Annotated in this window: 15 protein-coding genes and 1 pseudogene; 6 read left to right on the forward strand and 10 right to left on the reverse strand. The window is 30.5% G+C overall.

What is annotated here, in order from left to right; genetic code table 11:
- From P8H68_RS10180 to P8H68_RS10200, 5 genes are all read right to left on the reverse strand, one after another.
- The coding region (locus tag P8H68_RS10180; RefSeq protein WP_300324484.1) for a twin-arginine translocase TatA/TatE family subunit at positions 1–122 on the reverse strand (122 nt) is incomplete at its 3' end.
- A gap of 73 nt (positions 123–195) precedes the next feature.
- The gene (locus P8H68_RS10185; protein ID WP_300324446.1) at positions 196–927 is read right to left on the reverse strand and encodes a head GIN domain-containing protein; all 732 of its coding nucleotides are present in this window, start codon (positions 925–927) and stop codon (positions 196–198) included.
- A 55-nt stretch (positions 928–982) separates the two neighbouring features.
- A complete protein-coding gene (gene rnr / locus P8H68_RS10190; protein WP_300324486.1) occupies positions 983–3,196 on the reverse strand; it encodes a ribonuclease R in 2,214 nt (737 codons plus the stop codon).
- 421 nt (positions 3,197–3,617) lie between these two features.
- Positions 3,618–6,590, reverse strand: coding sequence for a T9SS type A sorting domain-containing protein (locus P8H68_RS10195; protein ID WP_300324449.1), 2,973 nt, complete (start codon positions 6,588–6,590; stop codon positions 3,618–3,620).
- A gap of 29 nt (positions 6,591–6,619) precedes the next feature.
- Entirely contained in the window at positions 6,620–8,212 is a 1,593-nt protein-coding gene (locus tag P8H68_RS10200) for a hypothetical protein (protein ID WP_300324452.1), read from the reverse strand.
- 1,002 nt (positions 8,213–9,214) lie between these two features.
- Between P8H68_RS10200 and rpiB the strand changes: the two genes are divergently transcribed.
- Entirely contained in the window at positions 9,215–9,646 is a 432-nt protein-coding gene (rpiB, locus tag P8H68_RS10205) for a ribose 5-phosphate isomerase B (RefSeq protein ID WP_300324455.1), read from the forward strand.
- A 182-nt stretch (positions 9,647–9,828) separates the two neighbouring features.
- On the forward strand, positions 9,829–10,845 hold the full coding sequence (locus tag P8H68_RS10210) for a class I SAM-dependent methyltransferase (protein ID WP_300324457.1): 1,017 nt from the start codon (positions 9,829–9,831) through the stop codon (positions 10,843–10,845).
- 74 nt (positions 10,846–10,919) lie between these two features.
- Here the strand turns inward: P8H68_RS10210 and P8H68_RS10215 are convergent, their stop codons facing one another.
- The 5 genes from P8H68_RS10215 to P8H68_RS10235 all read right to left on the reverse strand — a co-directional run bounded on the left by P8H68_RS10215 (position 10,920) and on the right by P8H68_RS10235 (position 19,675).
- Positions 10,920–13,508, reverse strand: coding sequence for a T9SS type A sorting domain-containing protein (locus P8H68_RS10215; protein WP_300324460.1), 2,589 nt, complete (start codon positions 13,506–13,508; stop codon positions 10,920–10,922).
- A gap of 230 nt (positions 13,509–13,738) precedes the next feature.
- Positions 13,739–14,929: a DUF1501 domain-containing protein gene (locus tag P8H68_RS10220; protein ID WP_300324463.1), complete on the reverse strand. Its 1,191-nt coding sequence runs from the start codon at positions 14,927–14,929 to the stop codon at positions 13,739–13,741.
- Between the two features lie 10 nt (positions 14,930–14,939).
- Positions 14,940–16,331 (reverse strand): DUF1800 domain-containing protein, encoded by a 1,392-nt coding sequence (locus P8H68_RS10225; RefSeq protein WP_300324466.1) that lies wholly within the window; start codon positions 16,329–16,331, stop codon positions 14,940–14,942.
- 136 nt (positions 16,332–16,467) lie between these two features.
- A complete protein-coding gene (locus P8H68_RS10230; protein ID WP_300324469.1) occupies positions 16,468–18,735 on the reverse strand; it encodes a tetratricopeptide repeat protein in 2,268 nt (755 codons plus the stop codon).
- Positions 18,736–18,769: 34 nt separating this feature from the next.
- Complete coding sequence (locus P8H68_RS10235) at positions 18,770–19,675, reverse strand: formylglycine-generating enzyme family protein (protein ID WP_300324472.1); 906 nt, start codon at positions 19,673–19,675, stop codon at positions 18,770–18,772.
- Between the two features lie 142 nt (positions 19,676–19,817).
- Here P8H68_RS10235 and P8H68_RS10240 point away from each other — a divergent pair, with 142 nt between their 5' ends.
- The 4 genes and pseudogenes from P8H68_RS10240 to P8H68_RS10255 form a co-directional block, all read left to right on the forward strand.
- Positions 19,818–20,414 (forward strand): HupE/UreJ family protein, encoded by a 597-nt coding sequence (locus P8H68_RS10240; RefSeq protein WP_300324475.1) that lies wholly within the window; start codon positions 19,818–19,820, stop codon positions 20,412–20,414.
- Positions 20,415–20,527: 113 nt separating this feature from the next.
- A complete protein-coding gene (locus tag P8H68_RS10245; protein WP_300324478.1) occupies positions 20,528–20,959 on the forward strand; it encodes a dCMP deaminase family protein in 432 nt (143 codons plus the stop codon).
- Entirely contained in the window at positions 20,949–22,514 is a 1,566-nt protein-coding gene (locus P8H68_RS10250; protein ID WP_300324481.1) for a S41 family peptidase, read from the forward strand. The genes P8H68_RS10245 and P8H68_RS10250 overlap by 11 nt, the downstream gene beginning before the upstream one ends.
- A 165-nt stretch (positions 22,515–22,679) precedes the next feature.
- Positions 22,680–22,804: pseudogene (locus tag P8H68_RS10255) on the forward strand (UDP-2,3-diacylglucosamine diphosphatase); the annotation flags it as partial.

Genomic DNA, 22,804 nt, shown 5'->3' on the forward strand with positions numbered 1-22,804 from the left:
CCACCAAGACCTTTCATTAATTCTGGAATCTTACGACCTCCAAAAAGTAATAATACAACAACAACAATTAATATTACTTGTGGTGGACCAATCATCCCTAAAAAAATACTCTGTAAATTCATTTCTAATAATTTTATGTGACAAATATAATAACTTTGAATTACATATGCCTATTTTTCTACAAATCAGATATTTTTAAGCCTCTTCAGATTTTAGTTGTTGCTTTTCCGCAACATCTATTTCTTTATCTTCTTTTGCTTTTTTTATTTTTCCACCCATAGATTCTGCCGTACTCACAGATTCTGGTCTTCCAGCAAACTCAATCGTTCCTCCTAGTTTTGCTTTGGCATCTAATGCTTTGCTTACTTGTATTTGAGCAGTAGATCCTGTAGAAACATACATGGTTGCTAAGTTAGATTCTAAATAAAAAGCTTCGTAACTAGAACCTGAAACGACACTAACATTCTGAGTTTCTGTAATTCCTTTTAATTGAAAATGCCCACCTGTAATCCCTTTGGCGGTAAGATAATCTACCTCCATGTCTAATTTAATATAAGCTCCTTCTTGTGCACTGATAGTCAATTGCGTTTGTTTGAAAATATCTGTAGATCTAATAACAGCACCTTGCTTTGCTTCCATTTCGGCAATATTACTGTTGTAAAATAAATTTATTACCACCTTTTGATGATTGAAAGAGTTTAACAAATCCAAGGAAATTTTTAGAGTTCCTTTTTTATTTTTTACTAAAATTTCATTGGCTCTTTCTCCGCTAATTTCAATTTTTTGTTGATCTGATTTTATCAAATTAACATTTAAGCCATTGTACACTTTTAACTTGTCGAATTTTTCTAAATCAATTTCTATGATATCTTGAGCGGTTGCCGAAGCGACCACCAAAAAGAACATTGCAACTATTATTTTTTTCATTCTGTATTATTTTTATTCTATTCTAGGCAAGCAAATTTAATGCCATAGGAATTATTTAAACATCTTGAATTAAGGTAAAATCTAAATGTTTTCTATCCAAATCGGTATTTTTCACTTTTACTTTTACCTCATCACCCAATTGATACATATTGTTGGTCGCTTGTCCCACCAAGGCATATTGTTTTTCATCAAAAGTATAATAATCATCTCTGATATCACGAATTCTTACCATACCCTCACATTTATTTTCAATGATTTCAACATAAATCCCCCATTCAGTAACACCAGAAATTACACCCAAAAATTCTTGATCCTCATGATCTTGCATGTATTTGATTTGCATGTATTTTATAGAATCTCTTTCCGCTTTGGTTGCTAAATATTCCATTTCAGAAGAATGTTTACATTTCTCTTCATACTCTTCTTGTTTTGGAGAAGGATTCCCGTCTAAATAATTTTGCAACAAACGGTGCGCCATCACATCGGGATATCTCCTGATCGGAGAAGTAAAATGAGAATAATGTTCAAAAGCCAATCCGTAATGTCCAATATTATCGGTGGTATATTCCGCCTTACTCATAGATCGGATGGCTAAGGTTTCAATCATGTTTGATTCCCCTTTTCCATGCACATCTTCTAATAATTTATTCAAACTATCTGAAGTCGATTGTCTGGATTTCAAATCTATACTGTATCCAAATTTATGAATGATTCCTTGTAAAGCCGTTAACTTATCAACATTAGGCTCATCATGCACTCTATACACAAAAGTATTTTTAGTAGGTCGTCCTTTTTTACGACTTACAAATTCAGATACTTTTCTATTGGCTAATAACATAAATTCCTCAATCAGCTTGTTGGCATCTTTAGATTCTTTAAAGAAAACTCCAAGTGGAACAGCATTTTCATCTAAATTGAACTTTACTTCTACCTTATCAAAAGTAATAGCACCGTCTTTTAAACGCTTTTTACGCATTATTTTTGCTAAAGTGTCTAATTGTAACACTGCATTCACAACATCCTCAGAAACCTCATAAGAACCTTCTCTAATAGAAATTTCTTCTGGGATGGTTGCTTTTGTATTTTCTTTTCCTTCTTCAATGATAACTTGGGCTTCTTCATAAGCAAAACGCTCATCAGAATACGTTACGGTTCTTCCGTACCATTCATTTACCAATTGTGCTTTTTCATTCAATTCAAACACGGCAGAAAACGTTAATTTTTCTTCATGTGGACGTAAAGAACATACTCCATTGGATAATTTTTCTGGCAACATAGGCACTACTCTATCCACCAAATACACAGAAGTAGCTCTTTCATAAGCTTCCTTTTCCATTTCAGAATCTAACGCTAAATAATGTGAAACATCAGCAATATGAATTCCTATTTCAAAATTTCCATTTTCCAATACGGTAAACGAAAGTGCATCATCAAAATCTTTGGCATCTTTAGGATCTATGGTAAAAGTTAAATCTTTACGCATATCTCTACGCTTTGCAATTTCTTCTTCCGTAATGGTAGTATCCAATTCTTCGGCTTCTCTCTCCACATGAGCTGGAAATTCATAAGGCAATCCATACTCTGCCAAAATACTGTGTATTTCAGTATTATGATCCCCAGGCATACCAAGTACTTGCGTAACCTTACCAAATGGATTTTTTGAATTTTCTGGCCAATCGGTAATTTCTGCAATTACTTTTTCACCATTCACTGCCTCTCCTAATTCATCTTTAGGAATAAAAATATCAGAATACATTTTATTATTGTCAGGCACTACAAAACCAAAATTTTTGCTCACCTGCAATACTCCCACAAATTCTGTTTTTGCACGTTCTATAATTTCTACAACATCTCCTTCTTTTTTAGAACTTCTACGTTTGTTATAAACATATACCTTTACGGTATCTTTATCCAAACCTCTGTTGACATTGATAGAAGGAATAAAAACATCATTTTCAAAATCCTCACAAATAAAATAAGCATTCCCACTAGACGTTAAATCCAAGGTACCGATATGATAATTTTTATCTTGATTTAAAATATACTTACCTCTGTCTACTTCTTCTAATTTTCCTTGACCTTTTAAATCTTCAATCTTTTTTATTACCTGTCCTCTTCCGTCTGCATCTTCAATTTTTAACTTGGCACAAACTTGTTTGTAATTCAATATATTATCGGAATTTTTACTAAATACTCCCAATATTTTTCGAGTCAGGTCTTTGATTACTTTTCCCTTTTTTTTATATATTTTTTTCTTTCCTCTTGACATTCTATGTTTTTGTTTTTTTAAAAATACGAATAAAGTTCTCGTATTTGTCATTCCTGTTGTTTAATAAAAGTGAAATTTTAACAGGAGTTCAACCTATGCTTGCTAAGGTTGCCTTTTTAAAGGCTGCATGGTTTTATTATTAATAATTCTGCTGCAAAGCTACGCTAATTTATGCTAAGATAAATTGAAAGGCGTTAAGGAATTCTTAAACCTTCATTTTTCATATAAAAAAACCTTGTAAAATGAATTACAAGGTTTTAATAATATTAATCCCCTTCGAAAAACTTAGGGTACATTTAATTTTCTTACTATTTTAAACTAGAAACCTACTATTTATTTATCTAATATAAACTTAACCAACATACTCTAAGCTTGTCAAAGGTAACATTTAGATTCATTAGAAAACTAAACGCATCAAATTCTAATTTTTGATAATTTTTTTAATAACAACCTTACCGTTAGAAATTATCTTTAATAAATACATTCCTGTTTTTATATAGGATAGATCAATAGAGTCATCTACCATAGTAATATGCTTAATTTGTTTTCCTTGAAGCGTAGTAATTGTAATAGAATCAAGAATCGCATCGCTTTTTATGTATAATTTATCTGAAAAAGGATTTGGATATATATTGTAATTGTCCTTTTCAAAGGTAACAACTGTCAGGTTGTAATTACAATTTTCAGAAAAACTAGCTCCTGAATCTTTACTTGACCAATTAGCTATACTATAGGCCACGTTATCTACTTCAATACATTCTATTTCTTCGTTATTTTCTATATTGAAATTTTTGCCAAGTATTTTTGTATTCTTTCCGTTTTTTATCTTTAAACTTTTAAAGTTATTCGAAGAAGCATTCACTCTAACTAAAGAGGTATTAGAATTTAAATCCAAACTAGTTAATTTATTATTTGAACAATTTAATAAAGTCAATAATATATTTGAACTTACATCTAAATTCGTAAGACTGTTTTCATGACAAAACAAAGAAGTTAACGCAACATTAGAACTAATATCTAAATTAGAAATATCATTAACATTACAATAAAGTAAATCTAATTTATTGTTGGAACTTACATCTAAACTGGTTAAATTATTTTCATAACAACTTAAAGTAATTAATTCAATATTAGAACTTACATCTAACGCTGATATATTATTATCAGAACAATTTAAATAAGTTAATTGTGTATTTAAATCCACATCTAAATCCGTCAAATTGTTTTCCGAACATGATAAACTAGTTAATGAAACATTAGCACTAACATCGAAACTATCCAAATTATTATTAACACAAGATACAGTGGTTAATTTTACATTAGATTCTATATCTAAACTTGATAAATTATTATTAAATATATACAAATCCGTTAATTCAGTATTGGAACTTAAATTCAATTTATTTATATTATTGTTTGAACAACTTAAATTAGTTATTTCAGTATTAAATCTTAAATCTAAATTATGTATATAATTATTTCTACACCAAAGTTTTGTTAACTTAGTATTTGAACTTACATCCAGATTAGTTAAATAATTTTCAGAACAGTCCAAATTAGATAATAATAAATTAGAACTTACATCTAAATCAACTAAACTATTTCTACCACAAAATAATTCAGTTAAAAATTCAAAATCTTCTATACCTACTAAGTTTTTAATATTAGCTGATGATAAACTTAAACGGCTTACATTCTTGATATTGGCTGTTAAAACATAGTTATCTATTCTATCATCTAGTCCCATATTTATGATTTTCTGCTCAAAATTATCATCAGGAATATAAGTAGAATCTAATTTTTTGTAAGATCCACAGTTTTCATTGAAATTCATTTGAACATCAATGTTTAACCAATTTGAATCACTATAAGATTTATCATCTATTTCAATACAAACTAAATCATCATTAGAAACAGAATTGAAAGCTATGAAATTGTTGTTATTTCCATTTTTAATATTTAATTCAAATAAATTATTTGAACTACAATTCAACGATGTTAATTTGATATGATTGCCTAAAAATAAGTTCATTAAATTATTATTAGAACAATCTAAAACTTGTAATTCTAAATTCGATTCTAAATTTAATTCATCTAAATTATTATTGGAACAATCTAAATTTTTTAAGGCCGTAAAAGCCTTGATACCTTGTAGTTCCTTAATTGAATTATTGCTAATATCTAACGTTTCAATTTCAGAAATAGAAGCAGTAACTACATAATGATCTAATTCTGTATCTAACCCTAAATTTATCAAAGCTTGCTCAAAATTAGAATCTTGAATATAAGTATCATCGGTATGCGTACCGCTACAATCCACACTAAAAGAAGTCGTATTATCTACGTAGCTCCAATGTAAAGAACTATAAGACTCATTATCAACTTCTATACAGCTTAGATTAGAATTATTTTGTGCATTAAAATTAGCATGTAATATTTTATTATTATTTCCATTTTTTAAATTAAGACTTTCCAATTGATTATCAGAACATGAAAAATTAGTTAATTTGGTATTAGAACTTACATCCAGGTTGGTTAAATTATTAGATTCACATTCAAATATAGAAAGATCTTTAAGTTCACTAATATCTAAACTATTTAGATTATTATCTGAACAATATAGAGTAGTGATTAAATTATTTTCGCTTAGATTTAAATTTACTAAATCATTAGAAGAACAAGCTAAAAAAGTCAATTCCTTATTAGAAGAGATATCTAAGATAATTAATTGATTTGATGCACAGGTCAGGCCAGTTAACTTAGTATTATTATTAATATTTATAGTACTTATCTTATTATTTGAAAAACCTAAACTTATTAAGTTAGTTTTATCATTTACATCCAAACTAGTTAGATTATTTGAAGAAACTCTTAACGTTTTTAAATTTGGATTTCCAGATATATCAAGGCTACTTAAATTATTAGAACTGGCGGATAATGTAGTTAACAATGGATTGTTACTAACATTCAAATTACTAATAATATTATCATCACAATATACCGTATGAATCAGAGGATTTGATGATAAATCTAAACTAGTAATATTATTACCATAACAAAACAACATAGATAGCTTTTCAAAATCCTCTATACCTGTTAAATCAGAAATATTTTTTTTCGTAATAAATAAACTATATTGAGTATTAATATTAGATGTCAAGACATAATCATCTAATACATCATCCAACCCTTTATCAATTAAATACTGTTCAAAATTATCATCTGGTATATATGTTAGCTGAGCAAAAACATTAAAACTTAAAAATAAGTAGATACTAAAGAAAAAAAATCTTTTCATTTTTATTTTATATTTTTTTTCGAAAGTACTTCTTTTAAATGTATAAAATACGTCAATCGTATCAAAATAAAAAAACGGCAACATATATAAATACATTCCCGTTTTTTATTGAATGAATATATAATCTACAAATATATTTTTTCTACTCTAATACTGTTGTTAGCATCAATAATTTTTACAATAAACATTCCATGTAAATTTTGATTTACAACCTGTTTTCCTAAGAAATTATAAACAATAACTTTTACAGAATCCGAATTTACCGATATCTGATGATTACTAATAGATATCGTTAAACTATCTAGATAAGCACTATCTAAACTAGCCGTAGAACAATCTTCGCTGTAAGCAGTTGTTCCATCAATTTCAGTTAACCAATTAGCATCCATATAAGATTTAGAATCTACTTCTACACAAGATAAACCAACATTTGACGTGGCGTTAAAAGCTGTTAAATTAGAATTATTACCATTTTTAATATTCAAATCTGTAAGCGAATTAGAAGATACGTTTAAATCTGTCAAACTTGTCATCCCACTTAAATCTAATTCTACAAAACTACAGTCAGAAAAATCTAACGCAGTAAAACCAACATTAGCACCTAATACTAATGTACCGCTATCATGAACTTGTCCTGTTAAACTAGAAAATCCTGTATTAGCAACTTTTAAATCTACCAAAACCGATTGATTACTTAAATTTAATAAATTTAATCCCGTATTTCCTGAAACATCTAAGGTTTGTAATAACGTATTAGTTGTTAAATCCAACTGATAATTAAGAATAGAATTATCAGAAACATCTAGTGTGGTTAGCGCTGAATTAGCATTTGTAGAAACGTTTAACAATGCATTATTAGCCCCATTTATAGATACTAAGTTAGGACTACTGTGAAAACCTATATAAGATAAATTATTATTAGAAAAATCTATTGTTTCAAGGGCCCCACTGTTCCAAAGATTAATTTCCGCTATAGAACTATTTGACGAACAATTAAAAGTTTCTAAAGCAACAAATTGTTCAATACCATGTACACTTGCAATGGATTGATTAGATACATCCAAGTTTACAACTGTATTCACTCTTTCAACAAATATTTTATTATCAGCTGCAATACCATTTCCCATACTATTAGTACTTCCTACCGAAACAATATTTCCTGAAGCATCGTGAGTTTCTAAATAATTTTCAAAATTAGCATCTCCAACCCAAGTTTCTGTACAGTTAGAATTATAAGTCCCCACTCCTTTCCCATCAGAAAAGTTTAACTCCATATAACTAACATACTCTAAATCAACACCTATACATTCCAAATCCGTATTACCACTAGCATCAAAAGATGAAAAAAGCGCATCTTTATTACTCACATCCAAACTTACCTGAAGATCATTATTACTGCAATCTAAAGAAACTAATTTAGTATTATCAGATAAATCTAAATACTCAATATTATTTCCAGAACAATCCAGCGTTTCTAAATTAACAAAAGCTTGAATAATGTCTAAATTATTAATTCCTAAACTAGGAATATTTAAAACTGTTATTCCCTCTAATTTAGATAGAGTTAGCAAGTTATCGATTGTTCCATTACCTAAACTGGTAGCAGCTCCTAAAAGAACTGTATTTCCATTTATATCATGCGTTTCCAGATAATTTTCAAAATTAGAATCCAACGCAGCTACGTTCTGCCCATACCCAACTATTACAGTGAAAACCATGAGTACTAAAAGAGTAATTTTTCTATTCATATTATATATATTTTAAAATACAAAAATAGATATTTTAAGAATTCGAAAAGCATTTTAGTATTAACTTAAGTTTAGAGTTTCAATAAGGCATATTTACATTGTACCACACAAGTTGTATCCATAAGAGTAAAATAAAATAGTTAGTACATACAATTGTTATAAACACATATAACTATATATATATTTTATTTTGAAATTTTAAAAAAAGAATAATGTTCTATTATTGTCTGTTAATAGACCCAATAACTTTTTTAGAATTTTCTAGGTTTTTAGAAGAATAGATTCTTGTTTGATGTTGTTAATACGTTATAAACATCATAATGTTTTGTTTTTCAGATAAAGTAATACAGTTATTAACAAGTCGTGTTTTAAGTTTACTTTTTTCAAAAAGTAGATAGGTTTTTAGTTTTTCAATGCTCATAACTGCCAAAATTTTTGTTCATAACTGTAAACTATTTTTCTGAAAATAAATTTGCGAATATGATACCCTTCACTGTATTGTTTTTTTTGATTTAATAACCAAATTTACTTGTTGTTTTTTAACGGTTATTTGTTAACATTTGAGTAACATACCTAAAGTGTTTATTTATAGGTAGTTTTATAAAAGTTGTTAGAAAGCTTGTTAATAGCTGATAAAATTGAAGTTTTTAGGTTCTAAATACATGTTATATAAATGTTAATTGATTGATATTAAATAGATTAACATTTGTTAATTGTTGATAAGTATGAGAACTTCAAAAAAAATATTATCAGTTATTTTAGTTTCAAAAATTAGCCGAAAAACACGATCTAAATTCACGGTAAAATTAGTCATTCGAGTTACTGTTTTAAATTTTAGATATTGCACTTAATAAACAAGAGTTATAAACTTTGTTGATAAGCTGCTTAGCAATCCCTAAGAATTCTATAGATGCTTTTGATTCCTTTTCTTATTTAATGTATTTTTGCATAAATAATTATTATACAATAAAAATGACAATAGCAATTGGGAATGATCATGCTGGGCCAGATTATAAATCAGCGATCGTAGAATTATTAGAAAAAAAAGGAATTACTGTAACTAATTATGGTACAGATAGTTTTGATAGTGTTGATTATCCTGATTTTGCACATAAAGTGGCTGGAGCAGTTGATACAAAACAAGTAGATTTAGGAATTTTAATTTGTGGTAGTGCTAATGGAGTTGCTATGACTGCAAATAAATATGCTAATGTAAGAGCTGGATTGTGTTGGACCAAAGAGATTGTTGAGTTGATCAAACAACATAACAATGCAAATGTTTTGTGTATTCCTGCACGTTATACTTCAATTCCACAAGCATTAGCAATGGTAGAAACTTTTTTAAACACTGAGTTTGAAGGAGGACGTCATCAAAACAGAGTAGATAAAATTTCTTGTAGCTAGGCAACTAGTTGCCAATAATTACAAAAAAAGCGAAGGATATTATCTTTCGCTTTTTTTTGTTTCTTACATTTTTTTTTGAGGATAAAGAGAAAAGAATATCAATACTTTTAAAAAAAATAAAATTGCCTTCGTTCTTTGTTGGTAGTGTTAATTGAATAATAATTTCTAAGTTTATAAAAAAAATGAAAAATTGTCCCTTGTGTAATTCTGATAAAATCAAATTACAATTAGAAGATTTTGTTGGGTATCAAAGTGAAATGAAATTAGATATTTATCTATGTTCTTCCTGCGAAACTACTTTTCCTTCAGAAAAAATAAATGCAAATAAAATTTACGATTTCATTTATAAAAATGGTGATAACGTTCCTGGGTACAATAGGTATTGGTCCTATTCAAATCGAATAAAGTCTCAAAAAAAGCCTTTGCAATTTTTAACAGATAGCGAAGAGGCATATTGGTCTGTTGCCAATGAACTTTCAAAACAGCAGCAATCAAATAATCAATTAAAGATCTTAGAGATTGGTTGTGGTTTAGGGTATTTAACATATGCCTTAAATAAGGAAGGATATAATGCTATAGGGTTGGATATTTCTAAAGAAGCTATCGCAAACGCAAAAGAAAAATTTGGTGATTATTATGTGTGTGCCGATTTATTTGAATTTGTAAAGGAGGCTAAAAACAGCTATGATATTATTATTCTTACAGAGGTTATTGAACATCTAGAAGATCCAATAAAATTTATTGAGACGGTAAAAGAAATGTTGGCTGATAATGGAAAAGCCATTGTTACAACACCTAATAGGAGTATTGCACCATTTGATATTGTTTGGGATAGTGAAGCTCCACCTGTACATCATTGGTGGTTTGGTGAAAAATCTATGAGATTTATCGCTAGAACATTAGATTTAAATATAAGTTTTGTTTCATTTTCAAATTACTACAGAAAAAAACCTAAGACATATAACGCAGAGAAAGCAAGACGAAAAAAGTTTAGACAGCCTATACTTAATGCGGATTGGGAATTAATAAATCCAAAACTTCCTAAAAAAAATGGTCCTGTAAAATTATTTTTCAAGAATCTTTATGGTAATTTATATTTCTTAAAATCAACTTATTTACAAATAAAGAAAAGTTTGAAACCATCAACTATTATTTGTAATGAAAGAGGTCCAATTTTGTGCGCAGTTTTTGAAAAATAAAGGATTCATATACTTTATAAAACAAAAAAGCGAAGAATGTAAATCTTCGTTTTTTTTGTTTTCTGTTTTAACTGTTATAGTTTGATAATTTTTAAGACTTCTAACTCATGAGTTAGAATTTTAGCCATATAAATTCCAGAAGGTAAATGGCTCATATCAAGTGTAATTTTTCCTGAATTGATTTTATAATTTTTTTCAGATAGCAATTGCATATTACTATTGTAAATAGCGATTGGAATGCTACCATCATTTCCTTGAAATTCAATAGTAAAATCAGTGCTTGTTGGGTTAGGATAACTAGCGATAATGGTAGAAAAATTTATTATTTTCGTTAATTCTCCTTCACATTCTTTGCTAGATTTTAAAGAAATTTTATCTCCTTTATTTACAGGAACATCAAATTCTAACGTCGCTGTTTTTAAATAAATTTTATCATTTATGGAAACTTCAAAAGGAGCCGTTCCTTGTTCTATAGAATAAGAAATATAATTGTCCTTTAAAACTGACTTACTCGCTATTTGAGAGGCTTCATTGATAACCAAACTAAAACATTGCTTATCACTATTCCCATCGATTGAAATGCATAATTCATAAGTTCCAGGGGAAATATTTTCAATTCCTTTTTCATCATTGAAAGCATAGGTGCTGCCATTAAAAGTAGCCTTGTAGTTTTCATAAAAATCGGCACTAATTGATAACTGTCCATCTTGTTGTGTAGGACAAGATTCTGAATAGGTAACTATGGTAAATTTAGTATCATAAATAGACCAAGGATTACCTTCTCCAGTATCTTCTATAGCATTGATCCCCGCAGTCCATCTTGTCCCACCTAATTCATAGGCACCAATATCTGGAGAGGCACCTTTATAAGGTTTGTCAAAGCCCGAAATTTCAGGAGCTTTATCTACCACAGCACTTCCTACTTTAGGATAAAAATTTTGATTATCGGCAGCTTCAAAAGGAGAGTTGATATCTATTAAATTGTTCTTGATATCAAATTCGTTTCCGTTTTCTCCTGCAAACCAATCCGGGTGACTTGAATAATTATTATACACTTTATTATCCGCTTGTGGATAACCATTGACCCATGATCCCATGGCTTCATAAGGCTGCCATAAAGTATTATGGAAAAAATCTAAATAGGTATTGTTCCAGTTTATTTGATATCCAGTCCAGGATACATTCCAAACCACATTATGGTGTACGGTAAATCCTTTACTGTCGTTATCTAAATAGATTCCAGCTGCCTTTCCTGGCTTTCCTGGTTGATGAGAATATTCGGGCGCCGCGGCATCATGAAACCAGTTATGATGGATTTCTGCATTTCTTAGGTTGTCATTTCCAACGGTATAAAATATACCTGAGTCACTATTTATCAATTGGGAATGAGAAACGTCATTATAAGCTACTTCAAAATTTACTCCGGTTACATACATACCATCTCTTGCGGCATTCTCTATATAGTTTTTTAGAACTTTAGAATTATTAGCGCTGCATCGTATTGGAGAAGCATGAATCCCTACATAATCAATATTTTTTATGGTATTTTTTTCTAAAGTTACATTGGATGCTGCCCAACCTGAAACCACAATTCCACTTACAGAACTATGATCTATAGTACAGCCAGAAATAACGGTATTGTCTCCTAAAATTTCTAAAGCTGCGTCTCCTACTTGTGCTGAGGTATTTGTTAATGAATCATGTCCTTCACTACCATGTATGATGCTGCAATTTTCTATTGAATTGTTATCAGCTTTGTTATGAATTTTTACGCTTCCACCAAAAATATCCAACCCTTGCAATTTGATATAATCTCCCTTAAGCTCCACAGCAAATTTATGGGTAGCAAATTCAACAGAATTATCGGCAGGTATATTTCCATCTTCGGTTTGTAAGTATAACATTTGAGAAGCGGCATCATAATACCATTCATTTGCATAGTCTAAGGCTTCTAATTTATTGAATAAATACAATTGCCCTCTTCGGTTATCTGGACTTCCTTCTAGCCAAGTTGGGTTATGGTTTGAAAAAGGCCATTTGTTGATATCCACACCAGCATGATTAATTCTTGTAGTAGTATTTGAGGTTATGGTACGAGTCCAACTTGTTCCTGAATGGGCTCCTAAATAATACACAATTCCACCTGACCAATCTATATCAGGCATGGTGTTTACAAGAAAATGAGAACCATCTCCCCCTGTCACAGGAGTACAATCTACCGTCCAACGATCATTATCAGCATTATTAGGCCATCTTGCCAAATCCATATAATTGGTGTTGTGATAAACAGCTCTAAATCTGCTATCAATTCCCATAGAAACAGCTGCTTTATAAATATTTCCTTGATAGTTTTGCCATCCCGTTACTTGGGTTGTGGCTTTGATTTCAACTTTTTCTCCATCCGCAGCTTTAAAAATTAAGTAATTGGAGGCGTTTCCATTTTTGTTAACAACTAGGGATTGTTCATACACACCACCTTTGATAATACAAACATCTCCTGCGGTCATTACAGAAACTGCTTTTGAAAACGTTTTATAAGGATTGTTTTCCGATCCATCATTAGCGTCGTTTCCCGTAGTGGAAACATAAATATTTTTTGCAGATAGCACTTGCGCGAAAATCAGAAAAAATAAAACAAAAATTTGTTGGTTTAGCTTAGTCATAGTTTTGGTACTTATTATAGGTTGCTCAAAAATAAAAGATTAGAATCCTAGAAAGAGATACTGAGCGCTTTTTTTGAAACTCAAATTACTTGTTTTACATAGAAATAAACTTGACCAAAGCAGTAAAGTGCTTTTTAGAGTTTACAGAAACTAGACAACAGCGAAAAGCCAGCTGAAATAAATCAGCCGGCTTTCTTAATTAATTTAAAACCCAACAAAAATTAATTATGCTATATAAAATCTAACTTAGAGAAAGATTTATTTAGAATTTTTTTATCGTCAACTTCCATCCAATTGTTTAAAATGGTCGCATATACTTCTCTAAAATCAACAGAATATTTTAAATCTCCATTGGAATCTAAATCTGATAAATCTGGGAGTTCATTATAAAAACCAGCTTTCTTTAAATTTTTTCCGATCAAGAAAATATTATTTGCGGTTCCATGATCTGTTCCTTTTGATCCATTTTCTTTTACACGTCTTCCAAACTCAGAAAATGTCAAAATCAAGGTATCTTTAAAAGTATCATTTTGTTCTAAGTCTTTTACAAAAACCTCCATGGATTTACTGTAAACATCTAACAATTGATTTTGTCTTTGATCTTGGTTGAAATGTGTATCAAATCCACCCATAGATACATAATACACTTTAGAGTCTAAACCAGAATTTATCAGTTCTGCCGTTGTTTTCAATTGTTTACCAAAAGGGTTTCCCGGATATTCTAATTTTGTTTTAAAGGTCTTAGAAGTATCATAAATATGCTTTGCAGAGGAGTTTGCCTCTATCATTGTTTTATAAAGATATCCTAAGTTATGTTCACTCAAATGAGCATCGCTTTGTTCTTTTACAATTTTTTTGAAGTAAGGCGTTTGTGTTGTGTTGAATAAAATTCTAGGATCTTGAGTTGCAATTCCATTGATATCTTTTCCTTTCATGATCAAAGACAAACTATCATCTACTTCAATTCCGGCATATGGTTTTTTACCATTGATATCAATAAACCTTCCTAACCAACCTGTATCTAAATATTCATTCGCATCACTTCCGGTATGCCAAATGTCTGTAGATCTAAAGTGAGATCTATTAGGATCAGGATAACCAACATTATTGATAATTGACAAATAACCCTGGTCGTATAAATTTTTTAAGGGAGCCATGTTTTTATGAAAACCTAAATCTTCATTGATTTTTAAAACAGCCTCTTTTTTTATAGCTAACCTAGGTCTTTCTCTATAATAAATGTCATTATTATAAGGCACAATTGTATTCAATCCATCGTTTCCACCAGCCAATTGTACGATGACTAATTTTTTAAAACCTAAAGAATTTTTAGCAACATCTTCAAAAGCTTTTACGAAACTAGGCACCATAAACAAACTGCTTGCTAGGGCACTATTTTTTATAAATTCTCTTCTTTTCATCTCTCTAGTTTTAACAAAGTTGGTATTCCGGGATAGACATCAATTGCACACAATATTCTTTATTAGAATTAATTTTTAAATCATCAATAATTTCCTTGGTTTTTGGGTTGATGCTGCTTAATATTAAAGTTTCTCTTAATTCCTCTGGACTTACATTTTTGTATTGTTTTTCAAATACATCCCAAGAAACAGTGGTCTTAAAATAATTTTGTCCTCTTTTCTTTTTCTTATAAAAATCTTTAAAATCAGCCTCAATATCCCCTTTTTCTTCTAGGCTAATCACGGCATTGTTAAGAATAACTGAAGGTAATTTCAATCGAAACATCAACGTATTAGAATCTATCCAATTGGTGTTTCCTTTCCATCCGGCAACATTTACTGGATTTAACAAAATCTGCCCCATCATTTTTTGGAAGTACATTTGTTGTTTTCTTTTTTGAAAAGAAACGGGTACTACTCTATTGATTCCTACTAATAATTCAATCGGAGATTTTATTTTAACACCAATATTTTCTTCTGCATAAAACCAATCAGATGAGAATACATACAGCATTAAATTTTCGATATCATAGTCTTTAAAAAAGACAGCTGTCATTTCTTCTAAATGCTCCTTATTTACAGTAGGATTCACAAAATATTTATACACTTTATCACAAATAAAACGAGCACATTGTTCTTGTTCTAAAATAATATCAATGATATCATTTCCATCAAAATTACCAGTTTTTCCAAAGAATGTCTTTTTCCCAAAGTCATGGTTTTTTTTCTGAAAGACAAACTCTCCTCTTTTATTGGTGTTCCAGCCCGTAAATGCTCTAGCGGATTCTTTGATATCTTTTTCAGTATAATTTCCCGCACCCAAAGTGAATAATTCCATCAATTCACGAGCAAAATTTTCATTAGGTTTCCCTTTTTTATTTTGCCTGTTATTCAGATATTTTATCATGGAAGCTTCATGAGCGATCGCTTTGGTAAAATCGCCAAAACTACCCAATGCATTTTTTCGCAATACATTATTATAGTGTTGAATATCATAAATATTATTGTCTTTACAAACAAAAACATTGGCCCAAAATAGGGTCATTTTTTCCCGTAAAATTTCCTGATCGGTTGCCAATCTTTCAATCCAAGCAGTATTTAATTCTATTGTTTTTTTCCTTGAAAGCTGTTGCAATTCTCGGCGCTTATCCGGTCCTAAATCTTTGATTAATTGTTTGTAATCTTTTTCTCTTAAAACACGTAATTCAGTTAAATCAACTTTTAAGGGGGTAATATTTTTAGAATCTTTGAATAAAGCTTTTACTACCTTTTTGGTGGATTTTTTTTTATGATTTTTTATTTCATCATAACCCATACCAAAACCGGCTCTCCAGTATAAATGCTGTATGTGCGATTGTTTCATAAAAAGGGTTTTATTGAATTCTTATATATAGACTTTTATTTTATCCAAAGGTTTAATTTTGAATAAAATAAAAGTAGAATTCTATAAAGATACTTGATTATTTTTTAGAATAATAGAAATACCCTTTTCTGTAAAACTAGTTTAATTGTTGTAAAAAAGTAAAATATTGAGAATTATTTGGGAATAACTCTACCAATTGCAGTGCTATATTTTTAGCTTTTTCTTTTTGATTGTTATTCGCATAATGATAAGCCAATAAGTATAATAAACTTTCATTTTGAGGCAATGCTTTCAGTCCTCTGATGATAGTAGATTCGGCTTTCTTTTTATTTTGAATTCCGTCATATAAAAGACTTAAATTATAATATGCCCTAGGATTATCAGACATGTGAACTGTAGCCAATTCCAGTTGTTCTATAGCGTCTTCCGTTCTTTTTAATTCAGCCAACAATAACCCATAAGAATAATAAGTAGCACCATACTCAGGTTCTTGTTTGATAATGGTTTTAAAAGCCTTTTCTGCTTTTTCCAATTCACCATTTTGATAATATAAATTCGCCAAATTGGTTCTAGCCATATTATTGATATTATCAATTTCTAAAGCACTTTCATAACCTTTGATGGCTCCTTGTAAATCTCCTTTTTTAAGGATGTAATTGGCTCTATTGATACGTCCACCTACAAAGTCAGATATTCCATCTAAATATGTAAAATATTCTTTTTTTACTATTTCAAAAGCAGCTTTGTATTTGCTAGGAATTTTTGTTTCATCCATAATAGCGATCGCTCCAAAAGCTTTTATTCGTACGGCTCTTTTTTCATCTTTTAACAAAGGCAAAAGATAACTAACATTGGCAGGATCAGAAATCTCATTTAAGGCATCTGCAGTACTGGCTCTAACCATTGGAGATTCATCATTTAAAAAAGAAAGTAATTGTTTTCTTACGATAGCATGATCTCTATAATTTGGCAATTCTATAATAGCCGAAGCTCTTGCAATTTCTGGATAAATGGTATCTTTTGCCAATTGCAATAATTTTGCATGTGCATCAGGTACTCTTTTTAAACCCGGAACTAATAAATCAGAAAAATGATTTTCTTTCGGTGCTCCTTTTAATTTTACCAAAACATCCGCAGCCCACTGGTCTGTTTTGTCTTTATGACATCCTACACATGCATTGGGTGTACCATGTTTTACAGATAAATCTGGTCTTGGGATTCTAAAACTATGATCGCGTCTAAAATCGTTACCCATATAAAACCTACCAGGCATATGACAGTTGATACACAAAGCACCTTCTGTTCCTAGTTTGTGGAATGAGTGTTCTTCAGTATCGTATCTTTTAGGCTCATGACATTGAGCACACAATTTATTTCCTTCAAATTTACGCTCTAGAGTATGTGCATCATGACAGTTGGTACAAGTAACATTTTCATGATACATTTTACTTTGTACAAAAGAACCATACACATAATCTTCATCTAATATTTGACCATCCGCATAATAAGTAGGCTCTGTTAATAACTGAGGATAATAGTGATCTAACATGGTTCCTTCAAAATTGAAACGATCTGTTAGCATTTCTCTTCGCATATGACAACGAGCACATTGATCTACCAATTCTTTAGGAGAAGTTTCTAAAGTCATTTGCATGGTTCCAGAATCTCTATAATTTTCTCCTTGTTCTTTTACATCGGCTACATGTTCTTTTCCTGGTCCATGACAAGCTTCACAACTTACATTGATCAAAGCAAATTTAGTGTCATAGCTATGATCATCTTGTTTGTATTGCTTACGAACGTTGGTAGAGTGGCAATCTGCACACATATTATTCCAGTTCAATCCACCTCTAGACCAATGCAACCATTCTGAATGCACTACCTTGAAGTCTGGATACAAATCAAACCATTTGTTCTTTTTAGTATCCCAAGCTTGTCTTAAACATTGGTAATGACCGTTAGGAAATTTTACAATGTATTGTTGCAAGGGAGTGATTCCAAAAACATATTCAATTTTATAATCATGATTTTTTCCATCAGGACCCTCTGTATTTGCAAAAAATTCTCCATTTCTTTTGAAAAAAGAAGAAGAGACTCCTTGACTTTTAAATACTTCGCCTTTAAAATCAGCCAAAATGGTTTCTCTAGTAGCCACATCCATGGATTTATCATGATGCGATCCTTTCCATTTTTTAAACTGATCTTGATGGCATTCTTTACAGGTTTTATCTCCTAAAAAATGAGCATCAGGAATAGAATCTGTAGAAGCATAAATAGTTTTAGTTTTTACTGTTGGAATTTTTTTATAAGCTTCTTTTTTTTCTTCACCACAAGAAAATAAAAGCAGCGAAATACTCAATAATAAAGATACTTGTAAAGTGTGTGGGATATATTTTTTATTCATTTTTACGATCTTAAAAAGAGTATTCATTTCCTAATTATTTAGCACAACGGAACCCCATATTAAAGATAGAAGTATCGATGGAATTTTTTGCTCTAAACGTAGTTGTAAAACTTTTATCACCTGCTTGATCAAACATAAAAGCACCACCTCTAGTAGTTCTAACTTTAGGATCTGCTGGTTCCTGATTTGGGTTTCCTGGGTAACTTCTGTAAACATCCGCAGTCCATTGCCAAACATTTCCAACCATATCCGTTAGTCCAGCCGGAGATTCACCATAATATCCGATAGGAGATGTCAATAAGAAACCATCCTTAGTATCCTGATCTTGTACAGAAGCACCTTGCCAAGTATTGGCCATATATTTTCCGTCTTTTAAAACAGTGTTTCCCCAAGGATATATAGTTGAACCTCCATTTTTAGCAGCAAATTCATATTCAAATTCTGTTGGCAAACGTTTTCCTGCCCAACTAGCATAAGCTTGTGCATCATTCCAACTTACATGAGTTACAGGATGATTGTCTAAAGCTTGTGGTTTTGTTTCTCCTAGCGGATATTTCCAATTGGCACCTTTTAAAAGTTGCCATTGTCCTTGATCAAACATAAAAACACCAGAGTCCCCAAATTTATCAGCTTCAGTAACGTAGTTTGTTGCTTTAATAAATTTTCTAAAATCCGCAACAGAAACTAAGTTTTTATCAATATAAAAAGGGGCTACTTGAGTTTCAAAAGAAGGTCCTTCATTTGCAGGTCCATTATCGGTTCCTATGGTAATAGTTCCCCCTGCAAAATGTACCATATTACTCGTATCAGCTTCATTTTGTACAACTGGGGCAGTTTCAATTTTTTGTTCGGGTGTTGTTGTTTTTTTAGTTGTTTCTGGTCTGTTTTTACAAGAAAAAATTAAAAATAGAATACTAAAAAAAGGAATACTGAGTTTCATAAGTGTATCGATGCTTTATATTGTTATGCAATATTAATTTATTTATTTCAGATGTTGGAATTTTCCATCGTTTATATAGATGATTTTTATAATAATGTAACCATCTATGATAAGTTTTTTACATTTGAGCAAAAATAATACCATGAATGATTTTTTATTTTATTTAGAATTAGGATGCACACATGTGTTGGATATAAAGGCATACGATCACATTTTATTTTTAATAGTTTTAGTAGTTTCTTTTTCTTTCAAACAATGGAAAAACATGCTATGGTTGGTCTCTTTATTTACTTTAGGACATACTATAAGTTTGGCCTTATCTGCATATAAAATTATTTATGTGGCGGGTGATTTGGTGGAGTTTTTAATTCCATTGACTATTTTTATTACGGCTATTAACAATATGCTAACTGGCGGTAAAAACACCTCTAATTCAAAGTTGTTACTGTTTTTATCATTCTGTTTTGGATGGATTCACGGACTAGGGTTTTCTAACTATTTTAAAATGTTAATTTCTGGTTTGGATGCTAAACTGTTACCCTTGATAGAATTTTCTTTGGGAATAGAATTGGCACAGATCATTATAGTAATTGTAATTGTTGCCTTATATCATTTGTTGACACCAATTTTTAAAATTTCTAAAAGAGATTGGATAGTGGTCATTTCTTCTATTATTTTAGGAATTACGATTCCTATGTTAATGGAACGATATGATGGGTTTATAAAACACTTGTTATAAATTTATTACTCCCTTGTTTTTTGGCACTTTCCATAAGATTCACGACTTTTGATTGTTCTTAGCACAAAGAGTGTTGAGTAACTATTATTTTTAGTGCGAATCTAGTATCTGTTATGACCAAAAAGAAACAATTAAAATACGATAGAGCTTATATAAATATGGCTTTTGAATGGGGAAAATTATCTCATTGTAAAAGAAAACAAGTAGGAGCCTTAATTGTAAAAGATAGAATGATTATTTCTGATGGCTTTAATGGAGCTCCCACAGGTTTTGATAATTGTTGTGAAGATGAAAGCGGAGATACGAAATGGATGGTACTGCATGCTGAAGCTAATGCTATTTTAAAAGTTGCAGCCTCTACACAATCTTCAAAAGGAGCTACACTTTATATTACACTTTCTCCTTGTAAAGATTGTAGCAAGCTTATTTTGCAAGCAGGTATTAAAAGAGTGGTATACGCAAATGCCTATAAAGATTTGTCAGGTGTCGAATTTTTGATAAGAGCAGGTATAGAGGTAGAACAAATACAAGGCCATGAGGAATAAAAATAATTTTCCTTTATTTCTAGGAATCGCTATTGCCTTTGGTATTTTAGTGGGAGCCAGTTTAAACTTTCCTTCGGAAAATGTTTTTTTTAAGGGGAATTCGAGCGAGCAAAAAATAAAAAAACTACTGCAATTTATTGAGCAAGATTATGTTGATAAGGTAGATACAGATGGTATCCTTGACAATGTAATCACAGATATTATTTCTAACTTAGATCCGCATTCGGTTTATTTTCCAAAAGAAATTTATTCGGCTAGTCAAGAAAATTTACAAGGGAATTTCGAAGGAATTGGAGTGCAATTTTTTATGTACCAAGATTCTTTGGTAGTGACTCATATATTATCTGGCGGACCTAGTGAAACTGCAGGAGTACTTGCAGGAGATAGAATTTTAATTGCAGATAAAGATACTTTGTATTGTAAAAATATGCGAAGTAGGGATATTGTGAAAATATTAAAAGGACCTTCAAATACAACGGTAGATTTACAAATCTATAGAAAAGGTGCTGAAAACCTGATCCCGATTACTATTAGAAGAAATAAAGTGGCTATTCAGAGTGCTGAGGTTGCTTATATGATCAATGATAGTTTGGGCTATTTAAAACTGGAGAGATTTGCTGCAACTTCGTATCATGAAGTAAGTGATAAACTAAACGACTTAAAATCGAAAGGGGCGAAAAATTTAGTCTTTGATTTACGTCAAAATGGAGGTGGATTTATTCATGTGGCAAATGCTATTATTGATGAATTTTTGAGTGATGGAAAACTCATTGTTTTTACAGAGAATAACAAAGGAAAGAAGGAAGAATTTTATGCTACTGAACAAGGTGTTTTTGAACGAGGTACCATCTATGTTTTGATCGATGAAGGATCGGCATCAGCGAGTGAAATATTTGCGGGAGCCTTACAAGATAACGACCAAGGAGTTATCATTGGTAGAAGGTCTTTTGGAAAAGGATTGGTACAGCAAGAAATGAAGTTAGGAGATGGATCTGCAGTGAGATTGACTATTGCAAGATATTATACACCAACTGGTCGTTCTATTCAAAAACCGTATAAACTGAATGATGGTGAAAATTATGCACACGATTATCAGGATAGGATTTTGAATGGAGAATTGTTATCCAGAGATAGTATAAAAGTGATAGATTCTTTGAAATTTACAACTCCTAAAGGAAAGGTTGTGTATGGAGGAGGGGGAATCATTCCGGATGTTTTTGTGGCAGTTGACACAACTTCTTATATTGAGAATGGGTACTTTTCAAAAATAAATTCTTTTACGTTTAAATACGCTGATTATCATAGAAACGAATTGTTAGAACAAGGTTTTGAGAAGTATGATTTAAATACCGAACAGCAGAAAAATATTTTAGAAGTGTTTCTTTCAGAAACGAATTTGGAAAGAAATATTTCTGCAGAGAAAAAAGCATTGTTAAGTCATTATTTGAAAGCATTAATTGCGCGTCAAATTTTTGATGAAACATCTTTTTCTAAAATAAATGACAGGAGAGATCCAATGCTTTTAAAAGTAATAGAATTGGATAGCCTTCAATAAGTTATTGTCGGTTCGAGTTAGTTCCAATTTTTAATTAGAAAAATAACGAGAACTAATTTTAAAGGAAAACAGTTAAGAATAAAAGAGTTTTTTAATTCTAACAGGAATTTTAAAAATAAAATAACAAAGTAGGAACTATTCTTATCTTTGCTAAAATTTAATAATTTGACCCAGAAAAAGAAAATATATTTTGCTTCAGATCAGCATTTTGGAGCTCCTACAGTCGAAAAAAGTAAACTGAGAGAGCAGAAGTTTATACAGTGGTTAGACATTGTAAAAAAGGATGCTGA

Origin of the sequence: Flavicella sp. (assembly GCF_029238425.1) — a bacterium.
GTDB lineage: Bacteria > Bacteroidota > Bacteroidia > Flavobacteriales > Flavobacteriaceae > Flavicella.